This is a genomic window from Comamonas sp. 14P8.1.4 (assembly GCF_057799285.1).
Genome location: NZ_JBYOKN010000011.1, coordinates 41,925 through 60,258, shown reverse-complemented (window position 1 = coordinate 60,258; position 18,334 = coordinate 41,925). Strand labels below are relative to the sequence as shown.

The 18,334-nt window shown below is 61.6% G+C and carries 15 protein-coding genes; 5 read left to right on the top strand and 10 right to left on the bottom strand.

Annotated elements, in window-relative coordinates:
• The first annotated feature begins 21 nt into the window (after positions 1–21).
• The 4 genes from AC27VO_RS14090 (at position 22) to AC27VO_RS14075 (ending at position 3,888) form a co-directional block, all read left to right on the top strand.
• Entirely contained in the window at positions 22–990 is a 969-nt protein-coding gene (locus AC27VO_RS14090) for an alpha/beta hydrolase (RefSeq protein WP_488667347.1), read from the top strand.
• Between the two features lie 285 nt (positions 991–1,275).
• Positions 1,276–1,863: a biotin transporter BioY gene (locus AC27VO_RS14085; protein ID WP_488667346.1), complete on the top strand. Its 588-nt coding sequence runs from the start codon at positions 1,276–1,278 to the stop codon at positions 1,861–1,863.
• 155 nt (positions 1,864–2,018) lie between these two features.
• A complete protein-coding gene (locus AC27VO_RS14080) occupies positions 2,019–2,432 on the top strand; it encodes a hypothetical protein (protein WP_488667345.1) in 414 nt (137 codons plus the stop codon).
• Between the two features lie 202 nt (positions 2,433–2,634).
• Positions 2,635–3,888 carry an MFS transporter gene (locus tag AC27VO_RS14075; protein WP_488667344.1) on the top strand — a complete coding sequence of 418 codons (1,254 nt, stop codon included), beginning with the start codon at positions 2,635–2,637 and terminating at the stop codon, positions 3,886–3,888.
• 21 nt (positions 3,889–3,909) lie between these two features.
• On the opposite strand, the gene AC27VO_RS14070 is transcribed toward AC27VO_RS14075, so the two are convergent.
• The 6 genes from AC27VO_RS14070 to AC27VO_RS14045 all read right to left on the bottom strand — a co-directional run bounded on the left by AC27VO_RS14070 (position 3,910) and on the right by AC27VO_RS14045 (position 12,768).
• Positions 3,910–5,112, bottom strand: a complete 1,203-nt coding sequence (locus tag AC27VO_RS14070) for a multidrug effflux MFS transporter (protein WP_488667343.1) — start codon at positions 5,110–5,112, stop codon at positions 3,910–3,912.
• A 3-nt stretch (positions 5,113–5,115) separates the two neighbouring features.
• Entirely contained in the window at positions 5,116–6,321 is a 1,206-nt protein-coding gene (locus AC27VO_RS14065; protein WP_488667342.1) for an MFS transporter, read from the bottom strand.
• 15 nt (positions 6,322–6,336) lie between these two features.
• Positions 6,337–6,864: a MarR family winged helix-turn-helix transcriptional regulator gene (locus AC27VO_RS14060; RefSeq protein WP_488667341.1), complete on the bottom strand. Its 528-nt coding sequence runs from the start codon at positions 6,862–6,864 to the stop codon at positions 6,337–6,339.
• Between the two features lie 592 nt (positions 6,865–7,456).
• Positions 7,457–9,292 (bottom strand): acyl-CoA dehydrogenase family protein, encoded by a 1,836-nt coding sequence (locus tag AC27VO_RS14055; protein WP_488667340.1) that lies wholly within the window; start codon positions 9,290–9,292, stop codon positions 7,457–7,459.
• A gap of 140 nt (positions 9,293–9,432) precedes the next feature.
• A complete protein-coding gene (locus AC27VO_RS14050; protein ID WP_488667339.1) occupies positions 9,433–10,608 on the bottom strand; it encodes an acetyl-CoA C-acyltransferase in 1,176 nt (391 codons plus the stop codon).
• A 45-nt stretch (positions 10,609–10,653) separates the two neighbouring features.
• Complete coding sequence (locus tag AC27VO_RS14045; RefSeq protein ID WP_488667338.1) at positions 10,654–12,768, bottom strand: 3-hydroxyacyl-CoA dehydrogenase NAD-binding domain-containing protein; 2,115 nt, start codon at positions 12,766–12,768, stop codon at positions 10,654–10,656.
• Positions 12,769–13,210: 442 nt separating this feature from the next.
• Between AC27VO_RS14045 and AC27VO_RS14040 the strand changes: the two genes are divergently transcribed.
• Positions 13,211–14,338 (top strand): high-affinity branched-chain amino acid ABC transporter substrate-binding protein, encoded by a 1,128-nt coding sequence (locus AC27VO_RS14040; RefSeq protein ID WP_488667337.1) that lies wholly within the window; start codon positions 13,211–13,213, stop codon positions 14,336–14,338.
• Between the two features lie 101 nt (positions 14,339–14,439).
• Here the strand turns inward: AC27VO_RS14040 and AC27VO_RS14035 are convergent, their stop codons facing one another.
• The 4 genes from AC27VO_RS14035 to AC27VO_RS14020 are packed head-to-tail and all read right to left on the bottom strand — an operon-like array spanning position 14,440 to position 18,248.
• Complete coding sequence (locus AC27VO_RS14035) at positions 14,440–15,135, bottom strand: ABC transporter ATP-binding protein (RefSeq protein ID WP_488667336.1); 696 nt, start codon at positions 15,133–15,135, stop codon at positions 14,440–14,442.
• Positions 15,136–15,147: 12 nt separating this feature from the next.
• Positions 15,148–15,930, bottom strand: coding sequence for an ABC transporter ATP-binding protein (locus AC27VO_RS14030; RefSeq protein ID WP_488667335.1), 783 nt, complete (start codon positions 15,928–15,930; stop codon positions 15,148–15,150).
• Positions 15,930–17,267, bottom strand: a complete 1,338-nt coding sequence (locus AC27VO_RS14025; protein ID WP_488667376.1) for a branched-chain amino acid ABC transporter permease — start codon at positions 17,265–17,267, stop codon at positions 15,930–15,932. Before AC27VO_RS14025 ends, AC27VO_RS14030 begins: the two co-directional genes overlap by 1 nt.
• A gap of 27 nt (positions 17,268–17,294) precedes the next feature.
• Entirely contained in the window at positions 17,295–18,248 is a 954-nt protein-coding gene (locus AC27VO_RS14020; protein ID WP_488667334.1) for a branched-chain amino acid ABC transporter permease, read from the bottom strand.
• Between the last annotated feature and the right edge of the window lie 86 nt (positions 18,249–18,334).

Below are 18,334 nucleotides of genomic sequence, written 5' to 3'. Positions count from 1 at the left end.
ATCGCTTACAGCTATCAAAACATGAACCACACTGCCATCGACCCGGCCCTCGCCTACTGCCTGCAGCGTTTTGCACGGCTGGATGCCGAGACGCCTACCCCGCAGCTTGACTACGTACAGCGCCGCCGCCTGCTCAGCGAGCTGCAAGCCCGCCTGCTGCGCACGCAGCCGCTGCCCGGGATTGCGGTGCAGCACCACTTTGTGCCTGCTGCGGGGCGAGAGGTGACGGTGCGCAGCTACCTGCCCACGCAGCGCAGCAGCGGCCAGACGCTGGTGTGGCTGCACGGCGGCGGCTGGATGGTGGGCAGCCTCGATACGCACGACGACCTGTGCGAGCATCTGGCCCACTACAGCGGCCATACCGTGCTCAGCGTGCACTACCGCCGCACGCCCGAAAACCCCTTTCCCGCTGCAGTGGAAGACGCCCAGGCCGTGCTGCAATGGCTGCGCCAAATGCAGGGCGTGCTGCCCTTCGCCCACGCCCAGGTGCTGCTGGGTGGTGACAGCGCGGGTGGCCACCTTGCGCTGGCCACTGCCACCCGTGCCGTGCTGCAGCCCCACGCCGCCCAGGCGCAAATTGCCGCACTGCTGCTGCTGTACCCCTGCATCCAGCCCGCACAAGACACGCCCAGCATGCACGACTTTGCCCAGGGCTTTGGCCTGACCGACAGCGCCATGCAGCACTACTGGCAGGCACTGGGTGGTGCCGACGATGCGTTGCGCACCCCCAGCCTGTGCCACAGCGCCCTGCCCCTGCTGCCCCCCACCGTCATCATCACGGCCAGCCACGACATCCTGCGCGACGAGGCCGAAGCCTTTGCGGCCCAGCTGCAAGCCCTACCCCAGGGCCCGCGCACGCTGCTGCACCGCGCCGAAGGCATGGTGCACGGCTTTGCCCGCATGCTCGCCGCCAGCCCGGCCGCGCGCCAGCATGTGGAGGCTGCATGTACGCACTTGCAGCAAATTGCGCCATCCCAACACAAGGTTTAACGCGTTTTAAAAGCGATTCCTCACTTTTGACTGCACGTTGCGGGCGGTGTTTGGGCGCCTGCGGCAATTGACGGTATGTATGCCGCATTTGCAGCCAAAACGTGCGCCCAGGTCCTGTGTTTTAGCGGCAGATAAGCACCTGAAAATTCAGAAACTTAAATGCAGATGAATTCAAATTGATGGTTGTTTTGCTGCAGTTTGCGTGCATAGAATGAATCCAGCGATCGGCTTGGCATGCACTGCGTGTCGCGCCGCTTTGTATTCAGCCCGTAGAGAAAGACGCAGATGACCGCTGCCCTCACCCGCCGCCATTCCGAATCCATTGCCCTGGTGTCCCTGTTCGCCGCCCTGCTGGGCGTGATGGGGCTGATTCCCAAGATTGATCTGCCCCTGGGCGTGCACCTGTCTATCCAGACCCTGGGGGTCATGCTGGCCGGCTGCCTGCTGGGGCCGTGGCGCGGTCTGCAGGCCATGCTGGTGTTCATGGTGGCCGTGGCGGTGGGTCTGCCCTTGCTGTCCGGCGGGCGCGGCGGGCTGGGCGTATTCATGTCCCCGACCGCCGGCTACCTGGTGGGCTGGACGGCTGCAGCCTTCGTCACCGGCTGGATGATGGCGCTGCTGCCCAAATCCACCCCGCTACGTGCCGCAGGCAGCGCTTTTGTGGCCTCGGCCGTGGGCTGCATTGCCGTGCTGTATGTGTTTGGCATTGCCGGGCTGGTGTGGATTGCCAAGGTGCCGCTCACCCAGGCGCTGTGGGCCAATGTGATCTTTATCCCGGGCGATCTGCTCAAGTGCGCACTCACCGCGCTGGTGGTGCACCGCATTGCACGCGCCATGCCCGACTGGCGGCTGGGCGGCGTGGCCTCGAATTAAATTATTCATAGCATTCAGCGCTGGCTGCATCAGGGCTAGCGCCTGAAATAACTTGTAATAAATCTTATAACAAGTACCCCGCAAGGCGTAAGCTGCACGCTGCTTTTGCGCTGCCTACCGCAGCCACTCACGATTGCTACAACGCTTGACTGGATATGCGCTACACCCTGTCCGTTCTGACCGCCGCCTGCCTGCTGGCACTGGGACAACCCGCCTGGGCCGAAGCCGCCGATGGCGAGCTGGTACAACGCGCGCGCCATGCCGCACTGGCGCTGCCTGCCACCGACCGTGCCTGCGCCAGCCAGTTGCTGCTGCAGCTGCAAGCCGATATGCCAGCCCCTGCTGCGCCGCAGCGTGCCCTGCCGTTTCACCGCCTGTGCCGCGCCATCCATGCGGTGCTGGCCCAGCATTACGCCAGCGCCGTGAGCGCGCACTTGCTGCCCCACGCCCTGGCTAACTACCGCGCCGGCCAATCCACTCTGCCCAGCGCCACGCCAGCCATGGCGTTGACACTGGACAGCACCCGCGTGCAGCGCTGGATGGACGCCTGGCAGACCGCAGCAGCCTAGGCCAAACGCGCCTTGGCCCGGGGTCGATGAATTGCGACCCAATTCCATTGAAACCCAATGCGTGCAAGCGCTTACAGCTAGCAAAAGTTGAAAATTAGCGCTGTTGCGTGACATGCCCACGCCCCAACATCCTCTAGGATAGACGCGTGCATGGACAGGCCCCCGAGACAAGCCGCCATGCTGTTTTCAGGGACCGATAACAATGACACGCACCTTCACACCCAGCTGGTACTTTGGCTGGAACATTGTGGCTGCCGCCACCCTCCTCACCCTCCTGACCGTCGGTCTGCGCCTGGGCATTGGCCCCTTGTTCTTGCCCATGGCCGAGGATCTGGGCTTCAGCCGCAGCCTGCTGGCCAGCATTGTGGCCATTGGCATGCTGTGCTACGGGCTGGCCATGCCGCTGGCGGGCTGGCTGGTGGGCCGCATTGGCACCCCCCGCGTGCTGCTGCTGGGCACAGCCATTTTGGTGCTATCCACCGTGTGGGCCGTGTACGCCCGCACCGCTGCGGGCATCTTCTGGAGTTTTGGTGTGTGGATGTCGGTGGGTGCAGCCTTCACCAGCCCAGTGGCGCTGACTTCCGTCATCAGCCGCTGGTTCAACCGCCGCCGCGGCATGGCGCTGTTCTTTCTGTCCACCGGCTCCATGGCCGGTATTGCCGTGATGACGCCCGCCCTGGGCTGGGCGCTGCAGCATTTCAGCTGGCAGCACACCTTGCTGGGCTTTGCTGCGCTGTTTGCGGTCATCACCGTGCCCACGGCCTGCCTGGTGGTGCGCGATGACGCACCCGCTGATGCCGATGCCCCCTTGCCTGCAGCCAACGGCACGCCCGCAGCGGCCCGCGTGGCCACGCACGCCCACCTGGGGGTGTGGCAGGCCATGCGCACACCCTCATTCCTCAAAGTCACCTTTGGTCTGTTTGCCTGCGGCTTAAGCATGAATCTGATGGGCACGCACTGCATGCCCATGCTGCAAGACCATGGCTTTGATGCCACGACCAGCGCTTTGGGCATTGGCTTGATCGGTCTGGTGGCCATTCCCAGCACCATGATGTTGGGCCGCATAGCCGACCAGGTGGAGCGGCGCAAGCTGCTGAGCGTGATTTACGGCGTGCGCGGCCTGGGCTTCATCGGCCTGCTGGTGGTGGGCAGTGCCTGGCAGCTGTACGGCGTGGCCGCTGTGGGCGGCGTGGTCTGGGCGGGCAGCATTGCGCTGTCATCGGCCATTCTGGCCGATGTGTATGGCGTGAAAAAAGTCGGTGTGCTGTATGGCTGGGCCTATCTGGGCCACCAGGTGGGCGCCATGATCAGCGCCTGGATGGGGGGCTGGGGCTATGAAACCCACCACACCCACTGGGTGGCCTTTGGCGCTGCGGCCGTGCTGCTGGGCTTGGCCAGCGCCGTGGCATGGACGCTGCGCCGCCCTGAAACCCCCACGCCGGCCAGCGCCGCCTGAGCGACGGGCCCAGCCCGCCGCCTAGCGCGCAACCGGAACCGGGCGCGCTGCGGCAAACCGGTAGCTGGCCAATGCCACCGCCGTGATGGCCATCTGGCTGATGGCACAGGCGACGGCTGGAACCTCCCCAAAACCCACCATCTGGCTACCCAGTGCCCCCATGGCCATTTGGCCAAAGCCGTAAAACCCTGCGGCGGCCCCCGCCAGCGCAGGCGCCGAAGACAGCGCGCGCGACAAGGCGGCAGGGCTGGCCAAGCCCGCACCAAACGTCATGGTGATGGTCAGCGCCAGCAACAGCGGGCCGGTCAGCCAACCCATCAGTTGCACCACCAGGAACAGCGTGGACATGCTCAGACCAATGATGGCGCCGGTGTACAGCATGCGATCCAGCGATACCTTGCCCGCCAGTCGGCGCGCCGTCATGGTGCCCAGGCTGGCACCAATGATGGTGCTGGCCGCAAACCAGCCCACACTGCTGATGGGCAGGCCCAGCTGCTCATGCACGATGTAAGGTGCCGTGGACAGGTACGGATACAAGGCCGTGGTGGAGCACGCCCCCCCCAGCATGAATGCCGCATAGCGTGAATTGGTCAGCAGGCTGCGGTAGTCACCGGCCACACCGCCCAGCGCCAGTGGTTTGCGCTGGGTGTTGGTTTCCGGCAGCAACCGCCAGGCGCACACCAGCATCGCGCAGGCCATCAGCACCAGGAACAGGTAGATGGAGCGCCAGCCCAGGTGCTCGGCCAGATAGGCACCGACAATCGGCCCCAGGCCCGGCCCCACCAAGGTGAGCAGATTGAGCAAGGCCAAATCGGCGGTCACGCGGTCTGGCGCGGCGGTGTCGCGCACAATGGCGCGCCCCAGCGTAATGCCTGCCGCACCGCCCAGTGCCTGCAACAGGCGCGCACCAACCAGCCATTCCAGCGTGGGTGCGCACAGAGCCAGCACACTGCCCACCAGATACAGCGCCAGCCCAACCAGCAAGGTGGGGCGCCGGCCCAGCGTATCGGACAGCGGGCCATACACCAGCTGCCCCAGTGCCAGCCCCAGCACATACAAGGTAATGGTTTGCTGCATGCCCGAAGGCGCCGCACCAAGGGCCGCCCCTGCCACAGGCAGTGCAGGCACAAAAATGTGCATCGCCATGGTGCCGCTGAGGGTCACCAGCACCAACAGCCACATCGGCACACGCAGCGCCGAGGCATTCGTCAACATCTTGGACATGGCTTACTGCACCGAACTGCGCATGCGCGGATGCCGGAAGAACAGCGCCGCCACGCCGCTGGCCAGCAGCACCACAAAGCAGCAAAAGCTGCTGACTGCCACGTTCATGCCCAGGTGGTCGGCAATCCAGCCAATGGCCATCATGGGCACCATGCTGCCGATATAGCCAATCACCAGATAGGTCGACAGCAGGCCCGAGCGGTTGTGCGGCGTCGCAATGCGGTTGATCATGCTCATGCCTGCCAGCATGCTCATGCCGTGGCCCACGGCCGTCAGCGCCACACCCAGCGCAAACAAAATGGCCGAGCCGGCCCACAGGTTCAGCATCAGCAAGGCGTTGCTCAATGCCAGGCCCAGCAGCCCGCCTGTGCCGCACCAGTGTGTGGGCAGACGACCCGCCAGAATCTGCACGCAGGCAGAGGCCAGCAAAATCACCGCGATCGCTGTGCCGCTGACCACGGGGCCGTGCCAGGGCACCAGCTTGTCCAGAAACAGCGGTGACATGGAGGCATACAAGCCGAACACACCAAACGCCAGAAACGGCAAGGCGCTGGTCAGCACAAAGGCCATGGAATCGGCCGAGCCAGGCCAGGTCAGCTTGGGCAGCGCATCACGCCATTGCAGGGCTTGTGTGTGGCGCGGTTGCGCGGCTTCTGGCAGTTCCAGGCGTGCCAGTGCATACAGGCCCACACAGCCCAGCACCAGCGTGGGCAGGTAGGTGGTCACCAGCGGGTACGGCGCCCACTGGCCCATGATGCCGCCCACCAAGGGCCCCAGGCCAAAGCCAAAGGCCAGCAAAAAGCCCGTCACCATGGCCACGCGCTGCATCTGCCCAGGGCGCGACAGCTGCGCCAGGCCCAGGGTGGCGCTGGTGGTGAGCATGCTGGAGGCCACGCCCACAAACACCCGTCCCACAATCAGGCTGGTCATGCTCCAGGCCAGCATGCTGATCACCGTGCCCAGCAAAGCCAGCACCAGGCCCGCCTGCATGACACGGCGAAACCCGGCCCGATCCGGCAAGCGCCCCAGAAACAGCAAGCTGCACAGCGCACCGCCCATATAGATCACATAGATCAGCGAGACATCACTGGCCTGCAGCTGCCATGTCTCTTTGTACAAGGCGTACAAAGGGCTGATGAGGGCCGTTCCCATCACCCCCACAATCATGGAGAAACTCACCCAGACAAAGGGTGACACTTTCAATTTCATTTTCGAAAACCGTTGTTATCTGCTGTTTGGGGCCGACGTGGACCGCGGTGCACCATCTGTGCCATCCAGGCGCCCAAAATTGCGCGCAATCTTGTGCAGCGTGGCGCGGGTGATATTCATCTCCTGCTGCGTCAGTCCCGCCAGAATGGTTTGCTCAATCTCCAGGCTTTTATGCAGAATCTGCGCCGCAATCGCTTCACCCTGCGGCGTCAGCGCAATGCATTTGGTGCGGCGATCGGCAGGATCGCTGCCCCACTGCACCAATTGCAGGTCACGCAGCTGTGCCAGCACGCGCACCAGAGAGGAAGAATCCAGCAACAGCGCCTGCGCCAAGTCTTTTTGCAGCATGGCGGTGCCCTGCGTGTACAGCACCAGCAAGGGCATGCGCGTGGCATCAGACAGGCCGTGGTCTTTGAAGCTTTCATCCACCCGCTTGCGCCACTGACGGAACACACTGCCGATCAGTTGCCCAAAACGACAACGCGCCTGAGCAAGGTCAGGCGCGAGCGCGGATGAATCTGCCTCTTTCGAGATAGTTTGCATACCAAGTATTTTCGTGCAAAGCCCACCGCTGCGCAATGACACTTGTTGACGCCCGACTTACGGACACGGGTAAAGCATGCAAGCGGTGCGCCAGCACCTCTGCGCAACTGCACCAGGCGCGAACAGTGCGCGTGGGGGCCTGAGCCTGCGAAAGAAAATAGCTAAAAAACATCAACTCTTATAAAAGAGTTGAAAAAATAATCACCAGAAAACAATTTTTTGCATATGCATTTTTTGCACAACAAACGCTTATCTGCGCCCAGCATCAAACCAGGATTTCATCGAAAAAGAATATGCTGCAATAAAACTGCAAATCAAGATTTTTCAGTATTCTCTGAAAAATAAGAATTTCATCCCACGAAATTCCACGCCGCTACGAGCCCCACCAGCACGCGCGCCCTCCCCTAAAATTCGCGCTGTCTGATCTGTAGTGAATCACGGCTCTGACGCTTGTAGTTTATTTACCGCCTCTTTCACCGGAGGCGGTTTTTCTTTGTCTGCACGCATTATCTGCACGGCACCTTCGCGCATTAAAGGCCGGGCATAAAAAAGCCTGCCCCCAACGAGCAGGATTTTGCGCAAGTAAATGAATTTAAAATGCGTCCAGCGGCACCTGGGCACACGTCATATCGCGCGCATTCACCACCTGCAGCCAAGCGCTGATCTTGGGCAGTTCATAGTGGTAAAAATAACGTATAGCGCTCATCCTTCCTACGTTGGCAGCTACAGATAGTGCAGCATCACGCGCCAGCACCTGCAGCGCCACTTCCAGCCACACCCACGCCAGCACCGTGTGCCCAAAAGCCTGCATATACGGCACGGCATTGGCCAGCGCCTCTTGCGGGTGGCCCGTGGCCCATGCGGTCTTGGTGGCCGCGCCCACCGCTTGCAAGGCTGTGGCCAAGTCATTGGCGTACTGCGCCAGTGCGGGCTGGGCCAGTGCTTGCTCGATCGTGGTCTGCATGGTCTGCGCCAGCAGTTGCAGGCCTGCGCCGTTTTGCATGATGACCTTGCGGCCCAGCAAGTCAGCAGCCTGTATGCCGTGCGTGCCTTCGTGGATCATGTTCAGACGGTTGTCGCGCCAGTACTGCTCCACCGGGAAGTCGCGCGTGTAGCCGTAGCCACCGTGGATTTGAATAGCCAGTGAGTTGGCCTCCAGACAGTTTTCGCTGGGCCAGCTTTTGGCAATGGGCGTGAGCACTTCCAGCAGCAGCTTGGCGCGGGCGGCGTCTTCCGCATTGCCGGTGCGGCCCTCGTCCACCAGCTTTGCGCAGTACATATTCAGCGCCAGTGCGCCTTCGCAGTACGACTTTTGCGCCAGCAGCATGCGCTTGACGTCGGTGTGCTCAATGATGGCCACTTGCGGGCTGGCCGCATCTTTGCCGCCCTCGGTCATGGGGCGGCCTTGCGGGCGGTTCTTGGCATAGTCCAGGCTGGCGTAGTAACCGGCCAGGCCCAGCATGGTGGCCGCCATGCCAATGCCAATGCGCGCCTCGTTCATCATGTGGAACATGCATTTGAGGCCTTCGTGCGGCTTGCCTACCAGGTAGCCAATGGCACCCGCGCCACCGCGCACCGGGTACTTGCCCTCGCCAAAGTTCAGCAGCGTATTGGTGGTGCCGCGCCAGCCCAGTTTGTGGTTCAGGCCCGCCAGCGCCACGTCGTTGCGTTCGCCCGTCAAATTGCCTTCGATGTCCACCAGTTTCTTGGGCACGATGAACAGCGAGATGCCTTTCACGCCCGGAATCAGCTTGCCGTCTGGCCCCGGAATCTTCGCCAGCACCAGGTGCACGATGTTTTCGGTCAGCTCATGGTCGCCCGAGCTGATCCACATTTTGTTGCCCTTCAAGCGGTAGCGGGCGCCCAGCGGCTCGCTGTCAAAGTCTGCGCCATCGGGCTCAGCCCGCGTGGCAATGTCGCTCAGGCTCGATCCGGCCTGCGGCTCCGACAGCGCCATGGTGCCCGCCCAGCGACCGTTGAATTCGTTGTCAGCAAACACCTGCTGCTGCAGGGGTGTGCCGTGCACACGCAGCAAATTGGCATTGCCCACGGTCAGCAGGTTGGAGCCAATGCTCACACTGGCGCAGCCAAAAAAGCTGTTGGCCGCTGCTTCCACCACGTAGGGCAGTTGCATGCCGCCTTTGTCATACGGCTGCGCAGCGCTGAGCATGCCGCTTTCCGCAAAGGCTTTGCGCGCATCGTGCGTGCACTGCGGCTGGATGACTTTTTCCCCGTCAAACGTGGGCTCCTGCGTATCCACCGTGCGATTGAACGGGGCGTACTTCTCGCGCGCAATGCGCTCGCAGGTGTCCATGACCGCATCAAACGTTTCACGGCTGTGGTCGGCGTAGTGCGCGCGCTCGGTCAGGCGCTCGGCCTGCAGCCAGTCGTAGACCAGAAATTCAAGGGTAGATCGCAGCTGGGACATGGTTTATCTTCAAATCAGGCTCTAGCGCTTATGCAGACTACGCTAGCAGCTATGGTTTTAAAAAAATCAAGGCAGTAAAAAAGCCGCCACCCCTCGGCATGAAGGAAGGCGGCTTGGCAGTCGGTCAGCTTGATGGGCCGTTACAGCACTTCAAAAACACCCGCCGCGCCCATGCCGCCGCCAATGCACATGGTCACGCACACGCGCTTGGCGCCGCGGCGCTTACCTTCGATCAGCGCGTGGCCGGTCAGGCGCTGGCCCGATACGCCATAGGGATGGCCCAGCGCAATCGCACCGCCGTTGACGTTCAGGCGCTCGGCCGGAATGCCCAGCTTGTCGCGGCAGTAGATGACCTGCACGGCAAACGCTTCGTTCAGCTCCCACAGGTCAATGTCATCCACCTTCAGGCCCAGTTTTTTGAGCACCTTGGGGATGGCAAACACGGGGCCAATGCCCATTTCGTCGGGCTCGCAACCGGCCACGGCAAAGCCCAGGAAGCGGCCCAGCGGCTGCAAGCCCTTCTTGCTGGCGTAGTCCTCGTTGACCAGCAAGCAAGCACCAGCACCGTCGGAGAACTGGCTGGCATTGCCCGCCGTCACCACCCCACCGGGCAGTGCGCTGCGCAGGCCGGAGATGCCTTCCTTGGTCGTGCCTTCGCGCGTGCCCTCGTCTTTGGAGACGGTCACTTGCTTGGTGGTCAGGCCCATGACCTTGTCGGCCACGCCCATGGTCACGGTGATGGGGGCAATTTCCGCATCAAACAAACCAGCGGCTTGCGCGGCGCAGGCTTTTTGCTGGCTGGCGGCGCCGTATTCGTCCATGGCGTCGCGGCTGATGTGGTAGCGCTGGGCCACTTGCTCAGCGGTTTGCAGCATGCTCCAGTAGATCTCGGGCTTCATCTTCATGAGGTCCGGGTCATGCAGCATGTGCTGGTTCACTTCCAGCTGCACGCAGGAGATCGACTCCAGGCCACCGGCCACCAGCACGTCGTTTTCACCGGCGATGATGCGCTGCGCAGCCAGTGCAATCGACTGCAGGCCGGACGAGCAAAAGCGGTTGATGGTCAGGCCCGAGGTGGTCACCGGCAGGCCTGCGCGCATGGCAATCAGGCGTGCCACGTTACCGCCTTGCGTGCCTTCGGGCAGCGACATGCCCATGATCACGTCCTCCACCTCCGCACCGTCAATGCCAGCACGCTGCACGGCGTGCTGCACGGCATGGGCGCCCAAGGTGGGGCCATAAGTCATATTGAACGAACCCTTCCAGCTCTTGGCCAGCGGGGTGCGCGCGGTAGAAACAATCACTGCGGATGTCATAACTTCAATCCTTTCAATTCTGGGTCTTCAAGCGGCGCACACCGCTCAGGAAAAGCTCTTGCCTTCGGCCGCCAGACGGGCCAGCAGGGGTGCAGGCTTCCAGAACGAGGCATCGTCATTGGGGTTCTGGGCAAAACGCTGCATGGCTTGCACCACATTGATCAGGCCTTGCTCGCTGGCGTAGTGCATGGGGCCACCGCGGTAAATCGGGAAGCCATAGCCCGTCAGATACACCATGTCGATGTCGCCGGACTTGCCCGCAATACCGTCTTCCAGAATCTGCGCACCTTCATTGACCAGCGCATACACCAAGCGCTGCACGATCTCTTCGTCCGAAATCTTGCGCGGCGTGATGCCAATCGCCTTGCGGTGTGCGTCAATCATCTCGGCCACTACGGGCGAAGGGATGGCATCGCGCTTGCCGGGTTGGTAGTCGTACCAGCCCGCACCGGTCTTCTGGCCAAAACGGCCCAGCTCGCACAGGCGGTCTGCGCTGGCGCTGTACTTCATGCTGGCGCGCTCGACAGCGCGGCGCTTGCGGATCGCCCAGCCGATATCGTTACCCGCCAGATCACCCATGCGGAACGGGCCCATGGCCATGCCAAACTTCTCCATGGCCTTGTCCACCTGCTCGGGCGACGCACCTTCGTCCAGCAGGAAACCGGCCTGGCGGCTGTACTGCTCGATCATGCGGTTGCCGATGAAGCCATCGCACACGCCGGAGACCACCGCCGTCTTCTTGATCTTCTTGGCAACGCCCATCACCGTGGCCATCACATCCTTGGCCGTGGCTTTGCCGCGCACCACTTCCAGCAGCTTCATCACGTTGGCAGGGCTGAAGAAGTGCATGCCCACCACGTCTTGCGGACGCTGGGTAAACGCGGCAATCTTGTCCACGTCCAGCGTGGAAGTGTTGGAAGCCAGGATGGCACCGGGCTTGGCCACGGCATCCAGCTGCTTGAACACGGTTTCTTTCACGCCCAACTCTTCAAACACCGCTTCGATGATCAGATCGCAATCTTTCAGATCGTCGTAGCTCAGCGTGGTGGAGAGCAGCGCCATGCGCTGGGCGTACTTGTCTTCCTTGAGCTTGCCTTTCTTGACCTGCGCTTCGTAGTTCTTTTGGATGATGCCCAGGCCGCGCTCCAGCGCTTCTTGCTTGGTCTCCAAAATGGTCACAGGAATGCCGGCATTCAGGAAGTTCATGCTGATGCCGCCACCCATGGTGCCTGCACCAATCACGCCCACCTTCTTGATCTCGCGGGTGGGGGTGTCCGAAGGAATGTCGGCAATCTTGGTGGTAGCGCGCTCGGCCATGAACAGGTGGCGCAGCGCACGCGACTCTGGCGTCCACATCAGGTTGACGAACAGCTCACGCTCAAAGTGCAGGCCATCTTGGAACTTGCGCTTGGTGGCGGCTTCCACGGCATCCACGCACTTCAATGGTGCGGGGTAGTTCTTGGACATGCCCTTGACCATGTTGCGCACAAAGCCAAAGTAGGCATCGCCCTTGGGGTGCTTGCACTTGAGGTCACGCACCAGCGGCAGCGCTTCATTGCCGGAGACATGGCGCTCGCCCACGTCCTGGGCAAAGGCCAGTGCCTCAGCAGCCAGCGCTTCGGGGCTGACCGCCAGCTTGTTAAACAGCTGCTGGCCCGGGATTTGCGCCAGCATCTCGCTCTTGATCGATTCACCGCTGACGATCATGTTCAGCGCAGGCTCCACACCAATCGCGCGCGGCAGGCGCTGCGTACCACCGGCACCGGGCAGCAGGCCCAGCTTGACTTCCGGCAGCGCCACCACGGTGCCAGGCGCGGCAATGCGGTAGTGGCAGCCCAGTGCCAGCTCCAGACCACCGCCCATGCACACGCTGTGAATGGCCGCCACCACCGGCTTGCTCGACTGCTCCACCTGGGCAATCACGGTGTGCAAATTGGGCTCTTGCAGCGCAGCTTCCTTGCCGAACTCCTTGATGTCAGCACCGCCCGAGAACGCCTTGCCCGCACCCGTGATCACGATGGCTTGCACCGCCGCCTCGGCATTGGCCTGGTTCAGGCCTTCAATCACGGCACGGCGGGTGGACAAACCCAAGCCGTTGACCGGGGGGTTGTTGAGTGTGATCACGGCTACGGCACCGTGCACTTTGTATTCAGCCGACATGGCTTGTCTCCTTCAGTTCTATGAAAAAAGAACGGGCGTTCTGCAATTCATTCTAGGAAGGGATGGCCCTGAAAGCTATGGCGTTTTGCCCTTGGATTGTCTCGATTGGGACATGGGTTTCTGGGCAAGTTCCGAGATGCGGAATTTGAGTGCCGCACAAGCACCGCGGTGCCCGCCCACACCCCGTGTCGCAAGCCCTACCGCCCGTCGCTGCAGGGCACTGCCAGGCATCCGACAGACGGTCAGCAACACCGGCCAGCGTGGCGCAGTTCTTGCGAATGCTCGCTTGCATCGCCCAAACACAGAGCGCACTTGCCAAGTGTGGTTGCAATAAAACGCTGGGGAAAGCCATAACCATGCGTCGGAGCACCGCCCCAACAATGTGCACAGCGTGTTCTGCAAGCGCGCAATTCATCCCAATTTTCGGAAGGCTCACTCCTATATGCAACGCACAACATTCATTCGCCTGAGCACCTCCTTGGCAGCTGCCGCTCTGATGGGCGCAGCCTCCCTGAGCGCCCATGCTGCCGACCCCCTTCTCATCGGGGTGCCCATCCCCATGACGGGGCCCAACACCCAGTACGGCGATGAAGTGAAAGCAGGCTTGCTGACGGCCGTGGAAACCTTCAACGCTGCCGGTGGCATGAATGGCCGCGAGTACAAGCCCGTCTTCGTGGACGATGCCTGCGAGCCCAAGCAAGCCGTGCCAGCGGCCAACCGCGTGCTCAACTCGGGCGCCAAGTTCGCGGTGACCCACGTGTGCTCGGGCGTGACCGTGCCCGCATCCAAGATTTATGAAGAAGAAGGCATTGTGGCCATCACCCCTGGCGCCACAGCGCCCCAGGTGACCGATGGTTTGAAGGGCCACTACTTCTTCCGCACCATTGGCCGCGACGACCAGCAAGGCCCCTTTGCCGCCAAGTTCATCGCCGAAAAGCTCAAGCCCAAATCGATTGCGGTGCTGCACGACAAGCAAACCTACGGCGCAGGTGTGGCCCAGCACGTGAAAAACACGCTGGAAAGCCTGAAGGCCCCGCTGGTGATGTATGACGGCATCAACGCCGGTGACAGCGACTACTCGGCCATCATCACCAAGCTCAAGACCGCCAAGATCGATGTGGTGTTCTTCGGCGGCTACCACCCAGAAATGGGCTTGCTGCTGCGCCAGGCCAAAGAGCAAGGCCTGAAGACCCGCTTTGTAGGTGCAGAAGGTGCGTTCAACCAAGGCCTGATCGAAATCGCCGGCCCTGCCGTCGAAGGCATGATGTTCACCTTCCCTGCGGACTTCAGCCAGCGCCCCGAAAACAAGGCCGTGGTCGATGCCTTCAAGAAGGCCAACCGCTCCGCCAACGGCGCTTACCAAATGCCGGCCTACGCTGCCCTGCAAGTACTGGACAAGTCCATCAAGGCCGTGGGTGCAGATGCCAAAAAAGTGGCCGACTACATGCACGCCAACACCTTTGACACCGTCATCGGCAAGGTGGCCTTTGATGCCAAGGGCGACTTGAAGGACTTCGAGTTCGTGGTGTTTGAGCTGGACAAAACCGGCAAGAAAACCCAGGTGAAATAATTCACACCGCCCAGCAAAAAGGCACCGCAAGGTGCCTTTTTTATTGCATGCATAAAAATTGGCTGCAGCGCTTATGCATCAAGCGCTAGCAGCTCACTTTTTTAAACCTCCAGCCATTCCTTGCGAATGCGCTGGTTGGCGTTGAGCGATGTGGGGGTGCCGTCAAACACAATCGCCCCGTGCCCCATGACCAGGGCCCGGTCCGAGATGCGCATGGCAATGGTGAGCTTTTGCTCAATCAGCAGCACGGACACGCCGCGCTCCTTGATCGTCTTCAGGTACTCGCCCACCAGCTCCACAATCTTGGGGGCCAAGCCTTCGGTGGGCTCGTCGATGATGATGAGATCGGGGTCGCCCATCAGCGTGCGGCACAGCGTCAGCATCTGCTGCTCACCGCCCGACATCACACCCGCCTCGGTGTGCTGGCGCTCTTTGAGGCGCGGGAACATGGCGTACATGTCGTCAAAGCTCCAGCGGCTGCCCTTGCCCTTGCCTTTTTGGCCCAGCAGCAGGTTCTGGTGCACCGTCAGGCTGGGAAAGACGTCACGGCTTTCCGGCACATAACCCAGGCCCAGGTGCGCAATTTCAAAGGCTTTTTTACCGTCCAGGCGCTGGTTTTTCCAGGCGATATCGCCCTCCCAGTCCACCAGCCCCATGATGGCTTTGGCCGTGGTCGAGCGGCCCGAGCCATTGCGCCCCAGCAGCGCCACGATCTCACCCGGTTGCACCGAAAAATCCACCCCGTGCAGCACATGGCTCTTGGCGTAGTAGGCGTGCAAATTATTGATGTTCAGCATGGCACGTCCCTCTCAATGCAAAGCGGCTTGCTCATCGGCCACCGCAGAGCCCAGATACGCCTCTTGCACACGCGCATTGGCCCGCACGTTCTCTGGCGTGTCAAAGGCAATCACCTCGCCATAGACGACCACGGCAATTTTGTCGGCCAGGCCAAACACCACGCCCATGTCGTGCTCGACCGTCAGCAAGGTTTTGCCCACGGTCACTTCGCGAATGAGGTTGATAAAGCGCCCGGTTTCACTGTTGCTCATGCCAGCCGTGGGTTCGTCCAGCAAGATCACATCAGCGCCCCCGGCGATGGTGATGCCAATCTCCAGCGCGCGCTGCTCGGCATAGGTCAGGTTCACAGCCAGTTCATCGCGTTTTTTCTGCAGGCCGATTTGCTCCATCAACTGCTTGGCGCGTTCATTGACCGCATCCATGCGCGACAAGAACTTCAAGAAGGTGTAGCGGTAACCCATGCTCCACAGCACACCGCAGCGCAGGTTCTCAAACACGCTGAGCTTGGGAAAGATATTGGTGATCTGGAAGCTGCGCGACAAGCCGGCGCGGTTGATCGCATAAGGCGCTTTGCCATCGATGCGCTGGCCATGCAGCAGCACCTCGCCACTGCTGGGCGCAAAGCGGCCACTGATCAGATTGAACAAGGTGGATTTGCCGGCGCCATTGGGGCCGATGATGCCCACGCGCTCCCCGGCTTGCACGGCCAAATTGGCACCGCGAATGATTTCCGTCTTGCCGAAGCTTTTGCGCAGGTCGCGCAGCTCCAGCGCGAAAGGTGTGGCTGCACTCATCAGATACCCTCCGCACGCTGGATGTCGTGCTCAATGTCTTCTTGAATCTCGCCCCACTGGCGCACGTACTGGCGGCGCACCAGCTCAAACAGGCCCAGGCCCGTCAGAAAAATCAACCCCGCGCCCAGCCAGCTGTCCACACGGTGAACATTGAGTGTGGTGCCCAAAAAGCGCAGCTCACTGCTCAGTGCGCTGTTGAGCTGCAGGTGATAAAGCATTTCCACCAGCGCAGCCAGGCCCACGACCATCGCCAGGCCCGTACCTGCCAGCGCCAGGTAGGCGCCGAAAATACGCCCCAGCTTGCCGTATTTGGCCAGGCGCAGATTCATCATGATCAGGCTGGCGATGCCGCCCGGGGCATACATCACCATGAACAGGAAAATCAGCCCCAGATACAGCATCCAGGCCTTGGTCATCTCAGACAACAGCACCGTGGCAATCACCATCAGCACCCCGCCGATGATGGGGCCAAAAAAGAAGGTTGCCCCGCCCAGAAAGGTGAACAGCAAATAGGTGCCCGAGCGGATGATGCTCACGCTGTCCATGGCGGTGACGATCTCGAAGTTGATCGCCGCCAGCCCCCCGCCCACACCGGCAAAAAAACCGGCAATGATGAAGCCCATGTAGCGCACACGCTGGGTGTTGTAGCCCACAAAAGCCACGCGCTCCGGGTTGTCGCGCACAGCGTTGAGCATGCGCCCCAGCGGGGTGGCCGTGAAGGCAAACATCAGCGCCGTGCAGACAAAGCAGTAAAACGCGATCAGGTAGTACACCTGAATGCCGGGGCCAAAATCAAAGCCCAGGAACTTGGCACCGTACACACGGTCTGTGGTGATGCCGCCCTCTCCACCAAAAAATCCGGGAAACATCAGCGACATGGCCGCCACCAGCTCGCCCACGCCCAGCGTAATCATGGCAAAAGTGGTGCCCGACTTCTTGGTCGTCACCCAGCCCAGCAGCGCGGCAAAGCACATGCCGGCCAAGCCGCCCACAATGGGTATCAGCCACACAGGAATCGGCACACCGCCGCCTGCTGCGCGGTTCATGGCGTGAATCGCAATGAACGAGCCCAGCCCGGTGTACACCGCATGGCCAAAGCTCAGCATGCCGCCCTGCCCCAGCAGGATGTTGTACGACAGGCAAATGATGATGGCGTAGCCCATCTGGCTGAGCATGGTCAGCGCCAGCGAGCTGGTAAACACCAGCGGCGCGATGATGAGCAGCAGGGCAAACACGCCCCAGACCACCACCCGCCCCACATTCCAGGGCTTGAACCGGTAGTAACGCGGCACAGCACCCGCAGACGCAGCCTGCTGCGCCAAGGTGTCTTCGTGCATCTGCGGAAGCAAAATTGCGGACATGGCTTAATCCTCCCGCGTACCCATCAGGCCCTTGGGGCGGAAGATGAGCATCAAGACCAGGAACAAATACGGCAGGATGGGTGCCATCTGCGAGATCGTCAGACTCAGCACAGGCCAACCAAAGCTCTCGGGCGTGATCTGCATCCCCACCTGGTTGAACAGCGAGGCCCAGGAATAATCCAGCGCCACAGCAAACGTCTGGACAATGCCGATCAGCAGCGATGCCAGAAATGCCCCGGCCAGCGACCCCAGCCCTCCGACCACCACCACCACGAAGATGATGGAGCCCACCGACATGGCCATGGAAGGCTCGGTCATATAGGTGTTGCCGCCAATCACGCCCGCCAGACCGGCCAGCGCGCAGCCGCCCCCAAAGACCAGCATGAAGACACGCGGCACGTTGTGGCCCAGCGCTTCCACCATCTCCGGCTTTTGCAGCGCCGCCTGAATGACCAAGCCGATGCGCGTGCGTGTGAGCAGCAGCCACACGGCCAGCAGCATCAGCAGCGCCATGAGCATGATGAACGAGCGGGACTTCGGGAACTGCGTACCGTAGAGCGTGAACAGCGGCCCCTGCAGCGCAGCAGGCAGGCCATACGGCACGGCGCTGCGCCCCCAGACCAGCTGCACCACTTCCAAAATCAGATAGGACAGGCCAAAGGTGACCAGCAACTCCGGCACATGGCCGTATTTGTGCACCTTGCGCAGGCTGTAGCGCTCAAACACCGCGCCCAAGGCGCCGACCAGCAGCGGGGCAATGAGCAGCGCAGGCCAGAAGCCCACCACGCCCGAGAGCATGTAACCGAAGTAGGCGCCCAGCATGTAAAAGCTGGTGTGGGCGAAATTGAGCACGCCCATCATGCTGAAGATCAGCGTCAGGCCCGAGCTCAACATGAACAGCAGCAGCCCGTAGCTGATGCCGTTGAGCATGGAGATCACAAAAAATTCAAGATTCATCAGACCCTGCCAGCGCGAAGAAAACAAGGTGTGGCCGCCTCTGCCAGGCGGGGTGCCACGGCGTCAAAAAGCGGGTTGCCTGCATA